The 17,825-nt window shown below is 68.5% G+C and carries 19 protein-coding genes; 8 read left to right on the top strand and 11 right to left on the bottom strand.

Annotated features, from left to right (window positions below; all coding sequences use genetic code 11):
• Positions 1-118 precede the first annotated feature (118 nt).
• Positions 119-1,024: an AraC family transcriptional regulator gene (locus tag EV653_RS09965; protein WP_134100562.1), complete on the top strand. Its 906-nt coding sequence runs from the start codon at positions 119-121 to the stop codon at positions 1,022-1,024.
• Here EV653_RS09965 and EV653_RS09960 read toward each other — a convergent pair.
• Positions 990-1,694, bottom strand: a complete 705-nt coding sequence (locus EV653_RS09960) for a TetR/AcrR family transcriptional regulator (protein WP_134100559.1) — start codon at positions 1,692-1,694, stop codon at positions 990-992. The two genes, EV653_RS09965 and EV653_RS09960, sit on opposite strands and share 35 nt — an antisense overlap.
• A 95-nt stretch (positions 1,695-1,789) precedes the next feature.
• Between EV653_RS09960 and EV653_RS09955 the strand changes: the two genes are divergently transcribed.
• Complete coding sequence (locus EV653_RS09955) at positions 1,790-2,992, top strand: FAD-dependent monooxygenase (protein ID WP_134100557.1); 1,203 nt, start codon at positions 1,790-1,792, stop codon at positions 2,990-2,992.
• On the opposite strand, the gene EV653_RS09950 is transcribed toward EV653_RS09955, so the two are convergent.
• Both EV653_RS09950 and EV653_RS09945 read right to left on the bottom strand, forming a co-directional pair.
• Positions 2,960-3,418, bottom strand: a complete 459-nt coding sequence (locus EV653_RS09950; protein WP_134100554.1) for a PGPGW domain-containing protein — start codon at positions 3,416-3,418, stop codon at positions 2,960-2,962. The genes EV653_RS09955 and EV653_RS09950 overlap by 33 nt on opposite strands.
• 20 nt (positions 3,419-3,438) lie before the next feature.
• Positions 3,439-5,562 carry a peptidoglycan DD-metalloendopeptidase family protein gene (locus EV653_RS09945; RefSeq protein WP_134100550.1) on the bottom strand — a complete coding sequence of 708 codons (2,124 nt, stop codon included), beginning with the start codon at positions 5,560-5,562 and terminating at the stop codon, positions 3,439-3,441.
• A gap of 151 nt (positions 5,563-5,713) precedes the next feature.
• Between EV653_RS09945 and lpdA the strand changes: the two genes are divergently transcribed.
• Complete coding sequence (gene lpdA / locus EV653_RS09940) at positions 5,714-7,111, top strand: dihydrolipoyl dehydrogenase (RefSeq protein ID WP_134100547.1); 1,398 nt, start codon at positions 5,714-5,716, stop codon at positions 7,109-7,111.
• Positions 7,112-7,165: 54 nt separating this feature from the next.
• Here lpdA and EV653_RS09935 read toward each other — a convergent pair whose 3' ends face one another.
• The 4 genes from EV653_RS09935 to EV653_RS09920 all read right to left on the bottom strand — a co-directional run bounded on the left by EV653_RS09935 (position 7,166) and on the right by EV653_RS09920 (position 10,209).
• Positions 7,166-7,507, bottom strand: coding sequence for a cupin domain-containing protein (locus EV653_RS09935; protein ID WP_134100544.1), 342 nt, complete (start codon positions 7,505-7,507; stop codon positions 7,166-7,168).
• Between the two features lie 76 nt (positions 7,508-7,583).
• Positions 7,584-8,273 carry a CGNR zinc finger domain-containing protein gene (locus EV653_RS09930; protein WP_134100541.1) on the bottom strand — a complete coding sequence of 230 codons (690 nt, stop codon included), beginning with the start codon at positions 8,271-8,273 and terminating at the stop codon, positions 7,584-7,586.
• Between the two features lie 10 nt (positions 8,274-8,283).
• Positions 8,284-9,507, bottom strand: a complete 1,224-nt coding sequence (locus EV653_RS09925; protein ID WP_134100538.1) for an MFS transporter — start codon at positions 9,505-9,507, stop codon at positions 8,284-8,286.
• 144 nt (positions 9,508-9,651) lie between these two features.
• Complete coding sequence (locus EV653_RS09920) at positions 9,652-10,209, bottom strand: TetR/AcrR family transcriptional regulator (protein ID WP_134100535.1); 558 nt, start codon at positions 10,207-10,209, stop codon at positions 9,652-9,654.
• 93 nt (positions 10,210-10,302) lie between these two features.
• On the opposite strand from EV653_RS09920, the gene EV653_RS09915 reads away from it, so the two are divergent.
• Positions 10,303-11,268, top strand: coding sequence for an oxidoreductase (locus tag EV653_RS09915; RefSeq protein WP_134100532.1), 966 nt, complete (start codon positions 10,303-10,305; stop codon positions 11,266-11,268).
• Positions 11,269-11,271: 3 nt separating this feature from the next.
• Here the strand turns inward: EV653_RS09915 and tsaA are convergent, their stop codons facing one another.
• From tsaA to EV653_RS09895, 4 genes are read right to left on the bottom strand one after another with little or no spacing between them, the layout of a single operon-like run.
• A complete protein-coding gene (gene tsaA, locus EV653_RS09910; protein ID WP_134100528.1) occupies positions 11,272-11,679 on the bottom strand; it encodes a tRNA (N6-threonylcarbamoyladenosine(37)-N6)-methyltransferase TrmO in 408 nt (135 codons plus the stop codon).
• A complete protein-coding gene (locus tag EV653_RS09905) occupies positions 11,676-12,428 on the bottom strand; it encodes a metallophosphoesterase (protein WP_134100526.1) in 753 nt (250 codons plus the stop codon). The genes tsaA and EV653_RS09905 overlap by 4 nt, the downstream gene beginning before the upstream one ends.
• Before the next feature lie 16 nt (positions 12,429-12,444).
• Positions 12,445-13,203, bottom strand: coding sequence for a metallophosphoesterase (locus EV653_RS09900; protein ID WP_134100523.1), 759 nt, complete (start codon positions 13,201-13,203; stop codon positions 12,445-12,447).
• A gap of 8 nt (positions 13,204-13,211) precedes the next feature.
• Positions 13,212-13,442, bottom strand: coding sequence for a hypothetical protein (locus tag EV653_RS09895; protein WP_134100520.1), 231 nt, complete (start codon positions 13,440-13,442; stop codon positions 13,212-13,214).
• Between the two features lie 119 nt (positions 13,443-13,561).
• Here EV653_RS09895 and EV653_RS09890 point away from each other — a divergent pair, with 119 nt between their 5' ends.
• The 4 genes from EV653_RS09890 to EV653_RS09875 all read left to right on the top strand — a co-directional run bounded on the left by EV653_RS09890 (position 13,562) and on the right by EV653_RS09875 (position 17,658).
• A complete protein-coding gene (locus EV653_RS09890; RefSeq protein ID WP_134100516.1) occupies positions 13,562-14,920 on the top strand; it encodes a dihydrolipoyl dehydrogenase family protein in 1,359 nt (452 codons plus the stop codon).
• A gap of 45 nt (positions 14,921-14,965) precedes the next feature.
• Positions 14,966-15,985, top strand: coding sequence for an energy-coupling factor ABC transporter permease (locus tag EV653_RS09885; RefSeq protein ID WP_134100513.1), 1,020 nt, complete (start codon positions 14,966-14,968; stop codon positions 15,983-15,985).
• A gap of 115 nt (positions 15,986-16,100) precedes the next feature.
• Positions 16,101-16,859: a cobalt ECF transporter T component CbiQ gene (cbiQ, locus tag EV653_RS09880; protein ID WP_134100510.1), complete on the top strand. Its 759-nt coding sequence runs from the start codon at positions 16,101-16,103 to the stop codon at positions 16,857-16,859.
• Positions 16,860-16,887: 28 nt separating this feature from the next.
• Positions 16,888-17,658: an energy-coupling factor ABC transporter ATP-binding protein gene (locus tag EV653_RS09875; protein ID WP_134100506.1), complete on the top strand. Its 771-nt coding sequence runs from the start codon at positions 16,888-16,890 to the stop codon at positions 17,656-17,658.
• Positions 17,659-17,825: the final 167 nt, after the last annotated feature.

Here is a 17,825-nt window from a genome sequence, read left to right as displayed (position 1 = left end):
TTGATTGTCGGCGGGACGTTTCGCCTGTTCCCCGATCCTGTGCCCGGCAGTCGCCGGCGAGTAGCCCGAAGTGCACTCGGTCTAGCACGATCTGCACCTTGGCTCGTATCGTGAACCCATGTCGGACACAGCCGACGAGCCGGTACGGACCCGTGGGACGGTGCTGCACTTCGTCGAAGGGACGATCGTGCACGCCGGTCCACACCTGCACGAAAAGTCCCACCCGTTGCATACGCACAGTTTCTTCGAGCTGTTGCTGGTCACGGGCGGTGAGGGTGTCCACCACAGCCTCGCCGGCCGGCAGAAACTCGAGGCGGGCGATGCGATCCTGCTGCGTCCGGGCGTCTGGCACGAATACGTCGACTGCGACGCGCTCGAGGTCTACAACTGCTGCTTCTCGGCCGATCTGGTCCGCCGCGAACTGGCCTGGGCGCGCGAAGATCCCTTACTGGGTTACCTGTTGTGGACCGGGCCGTTCTCCGCGCAGCGTCGCGGGATGATTGCCACGCACCTCGATCCGGACACCGTCGAGGAGGCCGTCGGACATCTCGAGGGATTGCGCCGGCTGCGCGATCAGCCGCTCAGCCGCAGCCGCGGCCAGATCATCGGTTGGCTGTCGTTGTACCTGAGCTGCGTCGCGCGGACCGTGACCGAGCGTGACGACCGGCGGGAGCACACACATCCCGCCGTCCTCGACGCGATGCGGCTGATGGAGGCCGATCCGGCGCGGCACTGGACGCTGACCGACCTGGCCGGCGAACTGCACCTCGCGCCCGGCTATCTGGTCCGATTGTTCAAGTCGGTGACCGGGCTGCCGCCGATGGCGTACCTGTCACGTCATCGCGTCGAGCTCGCGGCCGACCGGCTGCTGCACACCGAGCTGCCGATCAGCCGGATCGGGGAGTCGGTCGGCTGGCCGGACCAGAACTACTTCGCCCGCCGATTCAAGTCGCACTACGGGTTGTCCGCGTCGGTCTATCGGCAACGTTTCAATGCGGTGAAGTCGACGCCTTCCTACCGCTGATCAGGAGCTCGAGACCGTCCAGTATCCGCTGCAGACCGAACTCCAGCCCTTGGTTCTCGCTGCCGGCCGCCGTGCGCAGTGCGGTCGTGAGGTGGGGGAAACGCGCGGCCTCGGTGGTGAGGATCTGGGTCAGCGACTCCTGCATGTCCTCTTCGGTCAGACCGGTCGTGTGGCCGGGGAACGTCGTCGACTGCTGGGCGATGTTCCGGACGTGACTGGTGACGACCAGAATCGAGTCCATTTGCTCGCCGCCGGTCAGGCCGGTGCCGGTCAGCGCCGCCAGGCCGCGCTCGATCCAGGCGAGTTCGTTCGGTCCGAGCAGGCGGCGGCCGACGGTCGACAGCAGCAGCCAGGGATGGCGCGTGAACCCGTCGTACAGGTCCATGGCCCAGGCGTGGAGCGCCTCTCGCCACGGTAGGTCTGGCCGGTCTGGCGGGGCGCCCATGGCGAGATCGCTCATGACTGCGATCAGCTCGGTCTTGCCGGGGACGTAGCGATAGAGCGCCATCTTCGTCACCGGCAGCTCGCCGGCGATCCGCTGCATCGAGACCGCGTCGAGGCCCTCCGCGTCGGCGATCCGGATGCCCGCCTCGGCGATCCCGGCCAGCGTCACCGCCGGCTTCGGGCCGCGGCTCGGCAGCGACGGCTTGCCCCAGAGCAGCTCAGACATCCTTCGATCCTCTTCCACCTGAAATCGACTTGAACTGTGTCTACCATACACATTACTGTGTCCGGCAGACACAATTACTCCTCAGGAGGATGACGATGAAGGTTCTGGTTTCGGGTGCGAGCGTGGCGGGGCCGTCGGTGGCGCTCTGGCTCGGTCGGGCGGGGCACGACGTGACGGTCGTCGAAATCGCCCCGGCGCTACGGCAGGGCGGGTACGCCGTGGACTTCCGCGGCGAGGTGTTCACGACGGTCCTGGACCGGATGGGGGTGCTGTCGGACCTGCGGTCGCTGCAGACCGGTGGCAACGCGATGCGGTTCGTCGACGCATCGGGCCGCCAACTGATGCGGCTGCCGGCCGAGTTCGCCGGCGGAGAACTGGAGGTACTGCGGGCAGACCTGTCGCGGGTGCTGTACGAGCACAGCCGGGCGCAGGCGACGTACCGCTTCGGGGATTCGATCGCGACTCTGACAGAGCACGCGGACGGCGTGGATGTGCGGTTCGAGAGCGGGCTGGAGGACACCTACGACCTGGTCATCGGGGCCGACGGCATGCATTCCGTCGTACGGCGGCTCGCGTGGCCGAAGGAGCGAGTCGTCGAGCGCCACCTGAACTACTACGTGGGCGGTTGGGAGGTCCCGAACACGCTGGGGATCAGTGGGGACACGCTGATGTACAACGTGCCGGGGAAGCTGGCGAGCGTCGGCGCGGATCGCCGCGACCCGGGGCTGGCGCAGACGCTGTTCGTGTTCAGGTCGAAGGAGCTGACCTACGACCGGCGCGATCTCGACCAGCAGAAGGCGATCCTGCGCGCGCAGTACACCGGCCTGGGCTGGCATGTGCCGGAGCTGCTGAAGGGGTTGCCGGCGGCAACGGAGTTGTACTTCGACTCGATCAGCCGGGTCAGCGTGGATCATTGGTCGACCGACCGGATCGTGCTGCTCGGCGACGCGGGGTACGGTGCGACGTTCGGAGCCCTCGGGACGGGTACGGCGGTCGTCGGCGCCTATGTGCTCGCGGGGGAGTTGGCGCAGGCAGACGGTGACTTCCGCACTGCGTTCGACCGGTACGAGGCGCGACTGCGGAAGTCCGTGTCGACGACCCAGGACGGTAGCCGGGCGGGGTCGTTCATGGCACCGGCCACCCGGTTCGGGCTGACCGCGCGGAACCGGATCCTGGACATCCCGTTCTTCACCAACCAGATGATCAAGATGGCGCAGAAGATGAGCGAGCTCATTGAGCTTCCCACCTACTCGATCGGCACAGACTCAATCAAGGAGGGGAAGTTGGTGCAGGAATGACTCCGACGAGTCCGGGAACCAGCCCGGAACCCCCAGCACAGCCAGGTAGAGCCAGATCGCGACGAGCACGCAGAGGAACAGCGCAAGCGTCCCGAGGGTCTTCAGCCAGGCAGGCTGCTTGCCGGTCCAGGCGGTGAGCGCCTTCACCCAGTCCCGGACCCGGTACAGCAGCCGTTGGGCCCACTCGAACTCGCTGGCCAGCACGGCGAGACCGGCGATGAACAGCGGGATCCCGCCCGGGCCCGGCAGCCAGCCGGTCAGGGGTGCGGCGATGATCAGCAGGCCGCCGAGGACGCCCACACCGATGCGGTAGAACATCAGCTTGCGTGGATTCTCGCGAATCTTCCGGCGCCACTCCCACCGGTCGTCCGCAGCATCCAACGTGATGTTGTGATCGGTGCGGTCGGGACTCCCATGCTCGGCCACACCCTCAGCCTACCGGTCGGCTACGAACTGGCCGGGTTGCCGAACTCCCAGTGCCACGGTTCTTCGCGGCTGCCGCCCTGCTCGGCCCAGGCCGGGTGGAGCCAGCCGTACTTCGGAGCGTGCGACTTCATCCACTGGTACTGGGCGGTGTTGTACTTGTCGATCCCACCGCACAGGTCGACTGCCACGCCCCAGCCGTGGTTGGAGGTGCCGGGGAGGGCAGCCAGTGACGGCTTGCGCGAGTACAGGTCCACCTGGGAGGCGTACGAGCGGTAGGAGTCGGTGATGCACAGCGACTTGCCGAACTGCGCGCGGTAGGCGCCGGACAGTTGCAGGTACGCCGCGGCCGCGTCGCAGCGGAGCATGTGCCCGCCGCCGATCCCGCACAGTTTGCCGGCCGGGATCATGCCGTTGCTGTAACCACCCCAGCCGGTGCTGGCCGAACCGGTCGCCAGGAACGGCATCGGGTTGACCGGATCGCCGCCGAGCCGGACCTCGAAGTGCAGGTGCGGACCGGTTGTGTTGCCCAGCGCCCCGACAGCACCGATCTGCTGACCCGCCCTTACTTGCTGCCCGTCGGTCACGTCGACGCGGCTCAGGTGTGCGTACAGCGTCTCCAGCCCGTTGCCGTGGTCGATGCGGACCAGGTTGCCGGCCCAGGCCGGGTGCTCCACCTGGACAACGCCTGACGTCACCGCGCGAACCGTCGTACCGACCGGAGCGGGGAAGTCCTGGCCGGTGTGGGTCCCGGACGACCACTCCGACCCGGACTGACCGAACGGCGTACCGATCTCGTAGGTTCCGTCCGGCAGCGGCCAGGTCCAGGCGCCCGAGCCGACGTTGTACGACGTTGCCGTGTTGCCGCAGCGGAACGCGTACGCGTCGGACGTCGCGACCGGGGCGACCTGCGGCTTCGTCGGCGCACCGAGGGTCGGACGCAGGGCGGCGTACAGGTTGTCGGGGACGGTGGTGACGACGACCGAACCCTTGGCCTCGTCCGCGGCGATCATCTCGCCGTTGTCGAGCGCGATGCCGATGTGGACCAGCCCGAGCGACTTGCTGCCCATCACGAGCAGGTCGCCCGGCTGGATCTGGGCGTTCGGCACGGCCTGGTAGTCGGGGTACACCTTGCCGACCAGGTTGGGGAGCGTCGTGTACGGCTGCCACGCGACCCGGGCCGCGCCCAGGCATCCGTACTTGTCCGGTCCGGTGGCTGCCACGCCGTACGGCTTGCCGACAAGGCTGAAGGCCTGGTTGACCGCACGGATCGTCTCGGCCGACATGACTCGCACGGTGCGGCCGGCGACCGCCGTCGACGCGACACCGGGGATCGGCGCACCCCGGCGGGTCAGTGGCGCCAGCCCGGCCGGGAGCTTGGCAGGGTTCTTGAGTACGGCGGCCGCCGGGGGAGTGATCTTCGCGGTCGTCAGCTCGGCCAGGTATGCCTGCCAGCGCGCGAGCGCCTGCTGGTTGCGGGCCACCTGCAACTGCTTGGACAGCGCGGAGGCGACGTCGAGGTCGGCAGTCTGGTCGGCCATCGCCGCCGACGCGTCCGCTGCCTTCTGCTGCACCTGCTTGCTCAGGTCCTGGGCCTTACCGGCGGCGTCGTTCGCGGCTTGCCGTTTGGTGGCCGCTTCCGACCTCAGCCGGATCGACTCGGACTCGGCCTCCATCGCCGTCCGGTACTGCGAGACCTGGGTGCTGCCGAGCTGCGTGATCGCGGTCTGCCGGTCGGCGATCTCCTGGAGGTTCTCCGCGACCGGGGCGAGCGACCAGAGCATGGACTCGGTGCCCATCACGGTCGGGATGCCCAACTGGTAGGCCTGCGCGGTCAGGAGGCCGAGCCGGCGGCGCTCCTGGTCGGCCTTGCCCTTGGAAACGGCGGCGGTGGCCTCCGCCTTCTTCGCGGCCGCTTCGGCGGTCTGCGCGTCCTTCAGCGCCTTCGTGTAGGCGATGGTCGCCTTGGCGAAGTCGGCCTGGACGGCGGCGGCCTCGGCCTGGAGCTGCTCGAGCGACCGGTTGACGTCGGTCACCGAGGCCGGCGGCGGGGGTGTCGGGTCGTCGGCGTACGCCGGCAGTGCGAACGCTGCCAGCAGTGTGCCGAAAGCCGCGAATCGCAGCCCCCGACGTCTCCCCAGATCCATCGGTCCCCCATGACATAGCCTCAGGCGCCTGCCCAGCGTAGGCGTCGTACGGTCCTTACGGAACCCCGGTACACACACGGTGACCATGAGTCAGGCCACAGTGCCGACCTTCGTGTCGGATCCGCTGGGGTGACCTATTAAAGTTCACTGCATGGCCTCGCACTTTGACGTTGTTGTCCTCGGCGCGGGTCCGGGTGGGTACGTCGCGGCGATCCGCGCAGCCCAGCTCGGCCTCAAGACCGCAATCATCGAGAAGAAGTACTGGGGCGGTGTCTGCCTGAACGTCGGCTGTATCCCGTCCAAGGCGCTGCTGCGGAACGCCGAGCTGTCGCACATCTTCCGGACGGAGGCGAAGACCTTCGGCATCAGCGGCGAGGTGACCTTCGACTTCCCCACCGCGGTGCAGCGCAGCCGCAAGGTCGCGGACGGCCGGGTCAAGGGCGTCCACTTCCTGATGAAGAAGAACAACATCACCGAGTTCGACGGCTGGGGCTCGTTCACCGACGCGAACACCCTCGACGTCACGCTGAACGACGGCTCGTCGGAGACCGTCACGTTCGACAACTGCATCGTCGCCACCGGCGCGACGACGAAGCTGCTGCCCGGCACGCAGCTCAGCGAGCGCGTGGTGACGTACGAGGAGCAGATCCTCACCGAGGAGCTGCCGGGCTCGATCGTGATCGCCGGCGCCGGCGCGATCGGTGTCGAGTTCGCCTACGTGCTGGCGAACTACGGCGTGGAGGTGACGATCGTCGAGTTCCTCGACCGGGTGATGCCGCTGGAGGACATCGAGGTCTCCAAGGAGCTCGCCAAGGCGTACAAGAAGCTCGGCGTCGAGGTACTGACCGGCACCCGGGTCGACTCGATCGACGACTCCGGCGCTTCGGTGAAGGTCACGGTGACGGGCAAGGATGGCGCCCAGAAGACGATCGAGGCGGACAAGGTCCTGCAGGCGATCGGGTTCCAGCCGCGGGTCGACGGCTACGGCCTGGACAAGATCGGCGTCCAGCTGACCGAGCGCGGCGCGATCGGCATCGACGGCTTCTGCCGGACCAACGTGCCGAACATCTTCGCCATCGGTGACGTGACCGCGAAGCTGATGCTCGCGCACGCGGCCGAGGCGATGGGTGTGATCGCGGCCGAGACCATCGCCGGGCACGAGACGATGGAGCTCGACTACAAGATGATCCCGCGGGCGACGTTCTGCCAGCCGCAGATCGCCAGCTTCGGCTGGACCGAGGAAGAGGCCCGGCTGGAGGGCTTCGACGTCAAGGTCGCCAAGTTCCCCTTCACCGCGAACGGCAAGGCCCACGGCCTCGGCGACCCGACCGGTTTCGTGAAGGTCATCAGCGACGCCAAGTACGGCGAGCTGCTCGGCGCGCACCTGATCGGCCCCGAGGTCACCGAGCTCCTGCCCGAGCTGACCCTCGCCCAGAAGTGGGACCTCACCACCAAGGAACTGGCGCGCAACGTCCACGCCCACCCCACCCTGAGCGAAGCCCTCCAAGAGGCCTTCCACGGCCTCGAAGGCCACATGATCAACTTCTGATCAGCACCGTTTGATCGATCGGGCGCCGGCGGGGTTCCCGCCGGCGCCCGATATCTATGCACCGACGATGTCGACCGAGATCTCCACCGCCGGCACGGTTCCTCTGTTCTCCAGCCAGTGCAGGGTTTTCCGGTCCTCCGGCCAGCCCAGTCCCGGCCCGTAGTCCGTCGACACACCGTCGCGATGGTCCGTGATCGTCCCCTCGAGGACGTACACGGTCCCCGGCCTGCCCACGTGATCGTGAACCGGCCCGAACACCCCTCCCGGTGCGATCGTCACCATCCGCATCCGAAGCCGCCGCCCCTCCATCCCCGGAAGCTCCGGCCCCAGTTCAACCGTGGCCAGGTCCTGCACCGACACGCCCTGACTCTCCGGCGCCACCTCTTGAGCACTCATCCTGCTGTCCTTCCCCTAGGACTGTCCCCGCTGAGGTGATTGTCCACCCGACGCCGCCGTTGGTCCCTTGTGGCGGTCAGCGCGGCGGGTTGTCGGTTCTGGTGGCGCGGCGGCGTTCGGTGAGTCGCCGCGCCTTGGCCGTCGAACCGCAGTCGGCCATGCGGCACCAGCGGCGGGAACCGTTGCGGCTCTGGTCGAGGAACAGCCAACCGCAACCGCCTTCGTCCACAGGACAGCGCCGTACCCGGGTCAGGTCGGCTGTCAGGAGTACGTCGAGTGTCGCCTCGGCCGTCCGGTCGGGTATCAGCATCGCCGGCACCGTGCCGTAGGCGAGCCGCACCTTCGGCGGTTCGCCTACGTCGAGTACGAGTGCCGCTCGGGCGGTCGCCGCGGACCATCGTCCATGGAGTTCGACCAGGGCGGCGCCGGCAGCGATCGATTCGGCTTCGGCGGGGCTGTTCGCGTTGCCCCGCTCCGGCGGGATCGTCGCGAGCAGCGCGAGGTGTAGTTCCTCCCGAATGTCCCGTACGGCGGCCAGCCCGGCCTGTGCGGTGGCGGTATCCGCACGCCAAGCCCGGCGGACTCGCGTGGCCTCCGCGTCGCTGATCAGCCCCACCCTGACAGTCCACCGCAGTAGCGCCGACGTATCGGTCAGGTAGTCGTACGGCGGCTCGCCGTCGATTGGTACTCCGCGTTCGAGCGTGTTGACCAGATCGAGCGCCGGGTGTCCACCGACAAGCGGCAGCTCGGACAGATCGGCGTGCATGCGACTCAAGCTACCACCTAACGGGCTGACGCAGGTTGCAGCACGCTGCTGGCTGGATGCTCGCCGCAACCCGCCGGTGGCTGGAGACGAGCGGTTCGGCCAGCACGACGGCTAACGCGAGCACGCTGAGCAGCGCCCCGGCGAGTGCCGTACTCCGTACGCCCGGACCGGCCAGCAGCACGCTGCCGAGCAACGCTCCAGCAGTGATGCCGGTGTTGAACGCGGTGGAGGTGCCGGCGCTCGCCATGTCCGACGCGCCCGGTGCGTACCGGAGCACCCGTGACCCGAGGACGGCGGGCAGGCCGGCCAGCGTGAAGCCGGACAGGGCGATCGTGATGACGGCCGCGACCTGAGAGGCGCCGAGCGCGTACTGTCCGGCCAACGCAACGACCTGCAGGCCGATGAGCCCGATCATGGTGAGCCGGCCGTGGCGGTCCACGAGGAAGCCGACCACGACTACGGCGGCCAGGCCCGCGATGCCGCGTACCAGCAGCAGTGGACCGAGCGACGAAGCGGCGAAACCGCTGAAGCCGGTCAGGAACGGGCTGATGTAGGTGAAGGCGGTGAATCCGCCGGTGACCGCGATGGCCGTGGTGGCCACGATGGACAGGTACCGGCCGCGGTCGGGCGCGACGCCTCGGTCCGCTGCGCCCTGCCCAGCGGGCGTGTTGGGAAGCAGGGCCGCGACCGCGACCAGTGCGAGTACGCCCGGCCCGGTGAGTAGGACGAACGCCATCCGCCAGTTGGTCTGCTGCCCGAGCCACGTGCCGATCGGGATGCCGGCCAGCGCGGCGACGGAGACCCCGGCGTACAGGATCGACACCGCCCGGCCACGCACCTCGGCCCGGAACAGACCGGCGGCGGCCGGCGTCACGACGCACCAGAACAGCGCCTGGCTCAGCGCGGTCACCATCCTGGCGCCCATGAGCAGCCAGTAGTTCCAGGCCGCCGCCGACAGACAGGTCGCGACGACGAACACGACGAGCAGAATGCACAGCAACCGTCGTCGAGGCAGTCTGCGCGTCAGCCTGGTGAGTGGCAGGGACACCGCCACGATGATCAGGCCGTACCCCGTGACCAGGAGCCCGACCGCCGCTTCGGTGGTCCCGAGGTCGGCTGCGATCAAGGGGAGCAGGCCGATCGGCAGTGACTCGGTCGTCACATAGCTGAAGACCGCCAGGGTGAGGGCGATCAGCGTGATGATCGCCGGCTTGCTTCCGAATCGTTCGCGCATGCTGCCCCCTCGATCGGATTTCACCGTCGTCTTGGGCGATGGCGGTAGCTCTCCAGCGTCATCGTCATGAATATCCCTTTACGAAGACGAATGTAAGAGAGAAGTAGCTACCAGTCAACTGCTGATTGGTGGTAGCGCGATCGATCAGCCGGATACCGGGCGGAGCCCGCGGCAGATGACTTCGATGACCCGATCGGGGTCGGGGCCGTCGTACGCGAGGCAGCCGGCCGTGAGGGCCTTGAGGTCGGCGAAGGTGACAGCTGGATCGACAGCGCCTGCGGCCTGCGCCTCGGTCAGGAGCCTGCGCAGCCGGTCGGAGACATTGCAGCCGGCAGCCGATGCCGCGGCCTCGATGTCGAATCCGCTGCCCGCCAACGCCTCCGCCAGACCCCGATGAGTGGCGCCTTCCTGGATCAGGCGAGTGAAGAGGGCGAAGAACGCCGTACCGGGATCGTGCTCGGTGGCGAGAGTGTCCGCGTACCCGCTGAGCTCGCCCATCCGGTCGAGGAGGACCGCGGCGTACAGCGCCTCCTTGGTCGGGAAGTGCCGGCTGACCGTGCCGGTACCGACACCCGCGCGCTTCGCGATCTCGTGCACCGGTACGGACAGTCCCTCGACGGCAAACGCGTCGGCCGCGGTGCGGAGTACGTGCGCACGATTGCGCTGGGCGTCGGCCCGCATCGGGCGCTGGGATCGGGTCACGGCGGTACCTCTCTTGACAAGCGGGACTGGCATCCCGTTTAGTCGTATCCGGGACAGTCGTCCCGATTATTCCGCAGAACTCTGGAGGACGCGATGGTGACCCGCTGGACCGAGCAGGAAGTCCCCGACCAGAGCGGTCGGACCGTTGTCGTCACCGGCGCGAACTCGGGACTCGGGTTCGAAACGGCACGGGTCTTCGCCCGCCGCAACGCGGAGGTCGTGCTGGCCTGCCGCGACCTCCGGAAGGCCGGCGAGGCCGGGGAGCGGATCCTTGCGGAAACTCCGGCGGCGTCGCTGCACACGCTGGAGCTGGATCTGTCCTCGCAGGCCTCGGTCCGCCGGGCCGCCGATCAGTTGAAGCGGGACCATCGCCGTTTGGACCTGCTGATCAACAACGCCGGGGCATTGATTCGCCGCTACGAGCTCACCGAGGACGGGTTCGAGAGGACCTTTGCGACCAACCACCTCGGAGCGTTCGCTTTCACCGGCCTGACGCTGGAACGACTGCTGGAGACCCCCGGGTCGCGAGTGGTGACGGTCAGCAGCGTCGGTCACAAGAGTGGCGTGATGAACTTCGACGACCCCCACTTCGCCAACGGGTACCGCTCCCACCAGGCCTACTTCCAGTCCAAACTGGCCAATCTGCTGTTCACGTATGAACTCCAGCGGCGACTCGCGGCAGCCGGAGCCTCGACGATCGCCGTGGCAGCCCATCCCGGCAACGCTCGTACCGCATTCGGTGGCGACCAGCTCCACATCCGGATCGCGACCAAACCCAGGCTGCGACTGCTCACCTCGTGGCTGTTGCAGGACTCGTCGACGGCCGCCTTGGCCACGCTCCGTGCCGCCGTGGATCCGGCCGCGACCGGCGGTGAGTACTTCGGACCCGAGGGCCGCAACGAGTGGACAGGGCATCCGATTCAGGTCCGATCCAGCGAGCGGTCCTACGACACCGACGCCCAGGCACGTCTCTGGGAGCTGTCCGAGCAAGAGACTGGCGTGACCTACCCGCTCGGGCTCAGCCCTGTTGCGGATCCCGGGACCAGGACGTCTCGGTAACTCTCAGCGTTCGTCGATTCCGCCCAGCACGGGTTTGACGTCGACGATCGGCGTACCGTCTAGGGCTTCGAGGTTGTTGACCTGGAGGCGGAGGTCGTCGACGGCGAGGACGGTGACCCGGTGGAGGCCGAGGGGGTTCGGGCGGTCGGGGGAGCGGGTGCTGAAGACGCCGGTGGGCGGGCGGGTGGTGTCGCTGCGCGGGTGCACCTTCTGTACGTCGCGGTCGGCGCGGTCGAACCAGGTGATGAGGATGAGCTCGTCGCCGGTCTTGATGTCAGCGAGCGCGTCCCGGACCTTTTCGTCGAAGACGATCCACGCGTCCGGAGCGCCTTCGTCGCCCTGACGTGGAGCGTCGGCGAGATCGCGGAGGCTCGACTCGACGCGGGCTACCTGCTGCAGTTCGAAAGTCATCGCGGATACCTGTAGACCGTTTGGAGGGGCTCGCTGTCCACGTGGACGTGAAAGGCCAGTCCCGGATGGGCGGTGGGGTCTACGACGCTGCCGGTGGGCGCCGTGGGGGGTTCGAACGGGAGGGGGATGGTGGAGCGGATGCCGGGGGCGCCGCGGACGGTGTGGCCGGCGAACGACGTGACGATGGCGTTGTGGACGTGGCCGGTGAGGATTGCTGTGATGGGCTTGCCGGAGAGGACCTCGGCCAGCGCGCCCTGCTCTTCGAGCATCCACTGGTCCATCACCGGGTGGTGCAGCGCAAGCGGCGGATGGTGCATCGCGACGAACACCGGTCCGTCGAAGGGCTCCCGCAGTACGCCGTCCAGCCAGGCGAATGACTTGTCGGACAGCAGGCCGTGGCCCGCGCCCGGCACTGTGCTGTCGAGCAGGACGAACCGGGCGATGCCGACCTCGCGCACCTGGTGGATCGGGTGGCCGTCGCCGGGGGAGTCGACCAGAGCTGCGAGCCCGGCCCGCAGTGGCGCACTGACGTCGTGGTTGCCGGGCAGGACCAGCACGGGCACGTCGAAGGTCAGCTCACCGGCGAGTTCGGCGTACTCCGCCTCGAGCCCGTGATCGGCAAGGTCCCCGCTCACCAGCACGACGTCCACCGACGAAGAACGGACGTACGACGTGATTCGCCGCAGCCGTGATCGCGCCTCCTCCGAACCGTCGAGATGCGGGTCACTGAGGTGCGCGATCACGTACATGTCAGCACAGTACTGGTCAGGCCGGGTGGCGGAAGAGAGTCTGGAGCGGGGCGCCCGGCGTGTAGATGTGGAGGGCCAGACCGGGGTGGGCGGTGGTGTCGTCGACCAGTCCGCCGCCGGGAGCCGGGGGCTCGAACGGGAGCGGCGGGGTCGAGCGGACGCCCGGTGCGACCAGGAACGGCAGCTCGGCGAACGTGGTCGCGAGACCGTTGTGCACATGCCCGGCGAGGATGGCGGTGATCGGCTTGCCGCGGAGCACGGCCTCGAGCTCGGGGCCGGAGCGGAGCAGCCACTGATCCAGCACGGGGTGGTTCAGCTCGAACGGCGGATGGTGGAACGCCACGAACAACGGGCCGTCGACCGGTTCCGCCAGTACGCCGTCGAGCCAGGCGAGCGATTCCGCGGACAAAAGCCCGTGGTCCTCACCGGGCACCGAGGTGTCGAGCAGGACGAACCGTGCGCCGCCGACGTCGTGCAGCTGGTGCACCGGATGCCCTTCGCCGGCCGAGTCGACGAAGTCCGCGAGACCGGCCCGCAAAGGCGCGCTGACATCGTGGTTGCCCGGCAACACCAGCACGGGCACATCCAGCTTCAGTTCCGCGGCGAGCTCGGCGTACTCGGACTCCTGCCCGTGGTCCGCGAGGTCGCCGCTGACCAGCACCACGTCGACAGGCCGTCGGAACTCGCGCAAGTACGACGTGAGCTTGCGCAACCGCGACCGTGCCTCCTCGGAGCCGTCGAGATGGGGGTCACTGAGGTGCGCGATGATGTACATGGCTGAAATTATCTGCCGAATCGTCGCGGCCCGCTGGGATTATCCACAGAAGCCGGCCGGGAGATCGCTGCACGGAACCAGGTCGTCTCGGTCGAGCGCACGTAGTCGAGGAGGGCGGCGGTCAGCGACTTCGCCGCCGGTGCCTTGTAGGTGTAAGCGTGCTCGACTCCCAGAACTTGTACGAGCAGGAACTTGAAGTGGTCGCCGCGGTTGATCGCGAGCTTCGGCGCCGTCCTCACTTCTACGAGACTTCTACGAGTACGGGACGCTAGTGCCCGGCAGTGAGCGGGCGCTTACGGAGTCGTGACGCGCCGGGGGGAGAGTTGGCCCGGTCCAGTCGTTCTGCAAGATTGTCCGCATGGGTGAACAGGTTGACGTGATCGTGGTGGGGCTCGGGGTCGGCGGAGAGGAGACGGCCGGACGCTTGGCGCAGGCAGGCCTCCGGGTGGTCGGCATCGAGTCGCGGCTGGTGGGCGGCGAATGCCCGTACTACGGGTGCATCCCGAGCAAGATGATGATCCGGGCCGCGAACCTGATCGCCGAGACGCGTCGCGTCGACGGCATGGCCGGTACGGCGACGGTGCAGCCGGACTGGACCCCGGTCGCGAAGCGCATCCGCGAGGAGGCGACCGACACCTGGAACGACCAGGTCGCGATCGACCGCCTGGTGAGCAAGGGCGCCACCGTGATCAAGGACCGCGCGACGATCACCGGACCGAGCACGGTCAAGGCCGGCGACCGTGAGTTCGAGGCGGCCCGCGGCATCGTGATCGCGACCGGTACGGTCCCGTCCGTCCCGCCGATCGAGGGCCTCGCCGGTACGCCGTACTGGACGAACCGGGAGGCGATCGAGGTCGAGGTGCTGCCCGCTTCGCTGCTGGTCCTCGGCGGCGGCGCGATCGGGATGGAGCTGGCCCAGGTGTTCGCCCGCTTCGGGGTGAAGGTGACCGTGGTCGAGGGTGCCGACGAGGTGCTGTCGATGGAGGAGCCCGAGTCCGGCGTGCTCGCGCGTGAGGCGCTGCAGCGCGACGGCGTGACGTTCCTGCTCGGCGCCCACGCCACGCAGGTCGGGTACGCCGGGGACAACTTCACCGTCACGCTCGACAACGGTGCGTCGGCCACCGCCGAGAAGTTGCTGGTGGCAACGGGTCGCCGGATCGCGACGGCGGATCTCGGGCTGGAGAAGGTCGGCCTCGACCCGAAGGCCCGCCGGATCGAGGTCGACGAGCACGTCCGGGCCGCCGACAGGGTGTGGGCGATCGGCGACGTCACCGGCGTCGGCGTGTTCACCCACAACGCGATGTACCAGGCCGACATCGCGGTCCGCGACATCCTGCAGGAGCCGGACGCGCCGACCGCGAACTACCACGCGATGCCGCGGGTGACGTTCACCGACCCGGAGATCGGCGCGGTCGGGATGACCGAGCAGCAGGCCCGGGACGCGGGGCTGAACGTGCGGACCGGCTCGACACCGATCCCGGCGTCGACGCGCGGCTGGATCCACAAGGCCGGCAACGAGGGGTTCATCAAGGTCGTGATGGACGCCGACCGCAAGGTGCTCGTCGGTGCGACCAGTGCGGGGCCGACCGGCGGCGAGGTGCTCAGCGCGCTCGCGGTCGCGGTGCACGCCGCCGTGCCCGTGCACACCCTGCGACAGATGATCTTCGCCTACCCGACGTTCCACCGTGCGATCGGAGAGGCGCTCAAGGCGCTGTGAGACAGCTTGTTGCGAATCAGTCGCAACTAGATCAAGAATGTGCGTGTGCATGTTCCTGACGGCTTCTTCGACGCGCCCACGTCCGTCGCCACCGGCCTGATCGCGGCCGGGGCGGTCGGCTTCAGCCTGCAACGGGCGAATCGGGAGCTCCGTGAGACCGGCCCGGCGCTGGCCGGTCTGACGGCGGCGTTCGTGTTCGCGGTGCAGATGGTGAACTTCCCGGTCGGCGCCGGGACGAGCGGCCACCTGCTCGGTGGAGCGCTCGCCGCCGCGCTGGTCGGGCCGTGGACCGCCGTACTGGTGATGTCGACGGTGCTGCTCGTGCAGGGGTTGCTGTTCGCCGACGGCGGTCTGACCGCGCTGGGCACGAACATCACGTTGATGGGGCTGATCACGGTCCTGGTCGGGTACTTCCTGACGCGGGCAGTGTTGAAGGTGATGCCGCGGCGAGTGGGCAGCGTCGTGCCGGCGGCGACTGTCGGCGCTCTTGTGTCGGTGCCGGTCGCGGCGCTGGCGTTCACCGGGCTGTACTCGATCGGTGGCGCGGTCGACATCCCGCTCGCGAAGCTCGCGACGGCGATGGTCGGTTGGCACATCCTGGTCGGGATCGGCGAGGCGGTGATCACCGCGGCCGTGCTGAGCGCGGTCGTCGCGACCCGGCCGGACCTGGTGTACGCCGCTCGGCACCTGCAGCGGGATCTCGTCCTGGTCGATGCCGACGGCAACACCTCGACGGTGTCCCCGGACAGGCCGATCGCCGCCAAGCCGGCCGGACGGTCGCTCGGGATCGGTGTCGCGGTCACCCTCGTCGTCGCGGGCGGGCTGAGCCTGTTCGCGAGTGCGCATCCGGACGGGCTGGAGTTCGTGGGCGCCAAGCTCGGGTTCGACGGCGCCGCGAAGGATTCGGCTGTCGCGGGCAGTCCGCTCGCCGACTACGGCGTCCACGGGATCGGCAACTCGCAGGTGTCCGGCGCGCTGGCGGGCATCATCGGCGTACTGGTGACGATCGTCGTCGGCCTGGCGATCGCGAAGCTCGCGTCGCTGCGTGCGAACAAGGCATCGTGACGGTACTGATGCCGCGACTCCGTCGTGGCGGGTCACGGGGCTGTTGCTCCCGGACTTCCCTCGTCGCTCCGGCCGCTTCGCTCCCTCCGCTCCTCAGTCCAGACCGGGAGGCCCCGTGACCGGCGACGGTCTCCTCGTCGCGGTGGACAGCCCGGTCCACCGGATCCCGGCGCAGGTGAAGCTGGTCGCCCTGTTCGCCTTCGTGCTGGCCGTGGTGTCGACACCGGCTGCCGTCTTCTGGGCTTTCGGCGTGTACGCTGGGATGCTCGTGGCAGCTCTCGTCGTCGCCAAGTTGCCGGTGCCCGTTGTCTCGAGGCGACTCGCGGTGGAGACGCCCTTCATCGTGTTCGCGTTGCTGCTGCCGTTCGTGGCCACCGGTCCGCAAGTATCCGTGCTGGGTCTGGATCTGTCGCAATCGGGTGTGCTCGGCGCCTGGAACGTGCTGGCGAAGGGGACGCTCGGGGTACTCGCCGCGATCTTGCTGTCGGCAACGACCGCGCCCCGGGACCTGCTGGCCGGGCTGGAACGGCTGCGGTTGCCGGCGACGCTCGTGGCGATCTTGTCGTTCATGGTCCGCTACCTGAGCGTCGTGTCCGATGACCTGCACCGGATGCGGGTGGCTCGGGAGTCCCGTGGATATACGGGCGGCCGGGTCGGTCATCTGAAGGCGGTGGCCGGGGGAGTGGGCGCCTTGTTCGTGCGGAGCTTCGAGCGCGGCGAGCGGGTGCATCTGGCGATGCGGTCGCGTGGATACACGGGACGGATGCCGTTGCTGAGTGTGCAGGGTGCGTCGCGCGGGCAGTGGCTGGAAGGAGTCGCGATCTCGGTGGTCGCGGTTGTCGTCGCGGTCGCGGCCAGGATGGTGAGCTCGTGAGTCATCAAGCGATGAGGGTGGTCTGGCCGTGAGCGGTGCTGCGATTCAGGTCGAGCGGCTGGTGTTCGCCTACCCGGACGGGCGGCAGGCACTCTTCGGCGTCGACTTCACGGTCGAGCGCGGCGAACGGGTCGCGCTGCTCGGCCCGAACGGCGCCGGCAAGACGACGCTCGTCCTGCATCTGAACGGCATCCTCGGCTCGGTTGCCGGCGGCACCGGAAGCGGCCGCATCCAGATCGGTGGGACCGGCCTGCACCGTGAGCACCTCGGCGAGATCCGCCGGAAGGTCGGTCTGGTCTTCCAGGACCCGGACGATCAGCTCTTCATGCCGACCGTCCGCGACGACGTCGCCTTCGGTCCCGCGAACCTCGGCCTCCGCGGCTCCGAGCTCGACGACCGGGTGCACGAGGCACTGGTCCAGGTCGGGATGCAAGACCATGCGGACCTGGCCCCGCATCACCTGTCCTTCGGTCAACGCCGCCGCGTGGCTGTCGCCACGGTGCTGGCGATGCGTCCTGAGGTCCTGGTCCTCGACGAACCGTCCAGCAACCTCGACCCGGCCGCCCGCCGTGAACTCGCGGACATCCTCGCCGGGCTGGACGTCACGCTGCTGATGATCACGCACGACCTTCCGTACGCGCTGCAGCTCTGCGAGCGCAGTCTGCTGATGGACGCCGGCCGCATCGTCGCAGACGGCAAAACCCGTGACCTGCTGGGGGATGCCGCCCTCATGGCGGCCCACCGCCTGGAGCTCCCCTACGGCTTCAACCCCCTCTCGGTCCCCGGCCCGGAACTGTGAACCCGGGTGGGGACCGTGAACCCCGGTGGGAACCGTGAACCCCGGTGGGGAGTGGGCACACCCCGGTGGGGACTGGGCACACCCCGGCGGGGACTGGGCACACCCCGTGGGGACTGGGCACACCCCGTGAGGACCGTGAACACCCCGTGAGGACCGAGAACAGGTAA

This window comes from Kribbella pratensis (assembly GCF_004365355.1).
GTDB lineage: Bacteria > Actinomycetota > Actinomycetes > Propionibacteriales > Kribbellaceae > Kribbella.
This window is presented reverse-complemented; position numbering and strand designations above follow the sequence as displayed.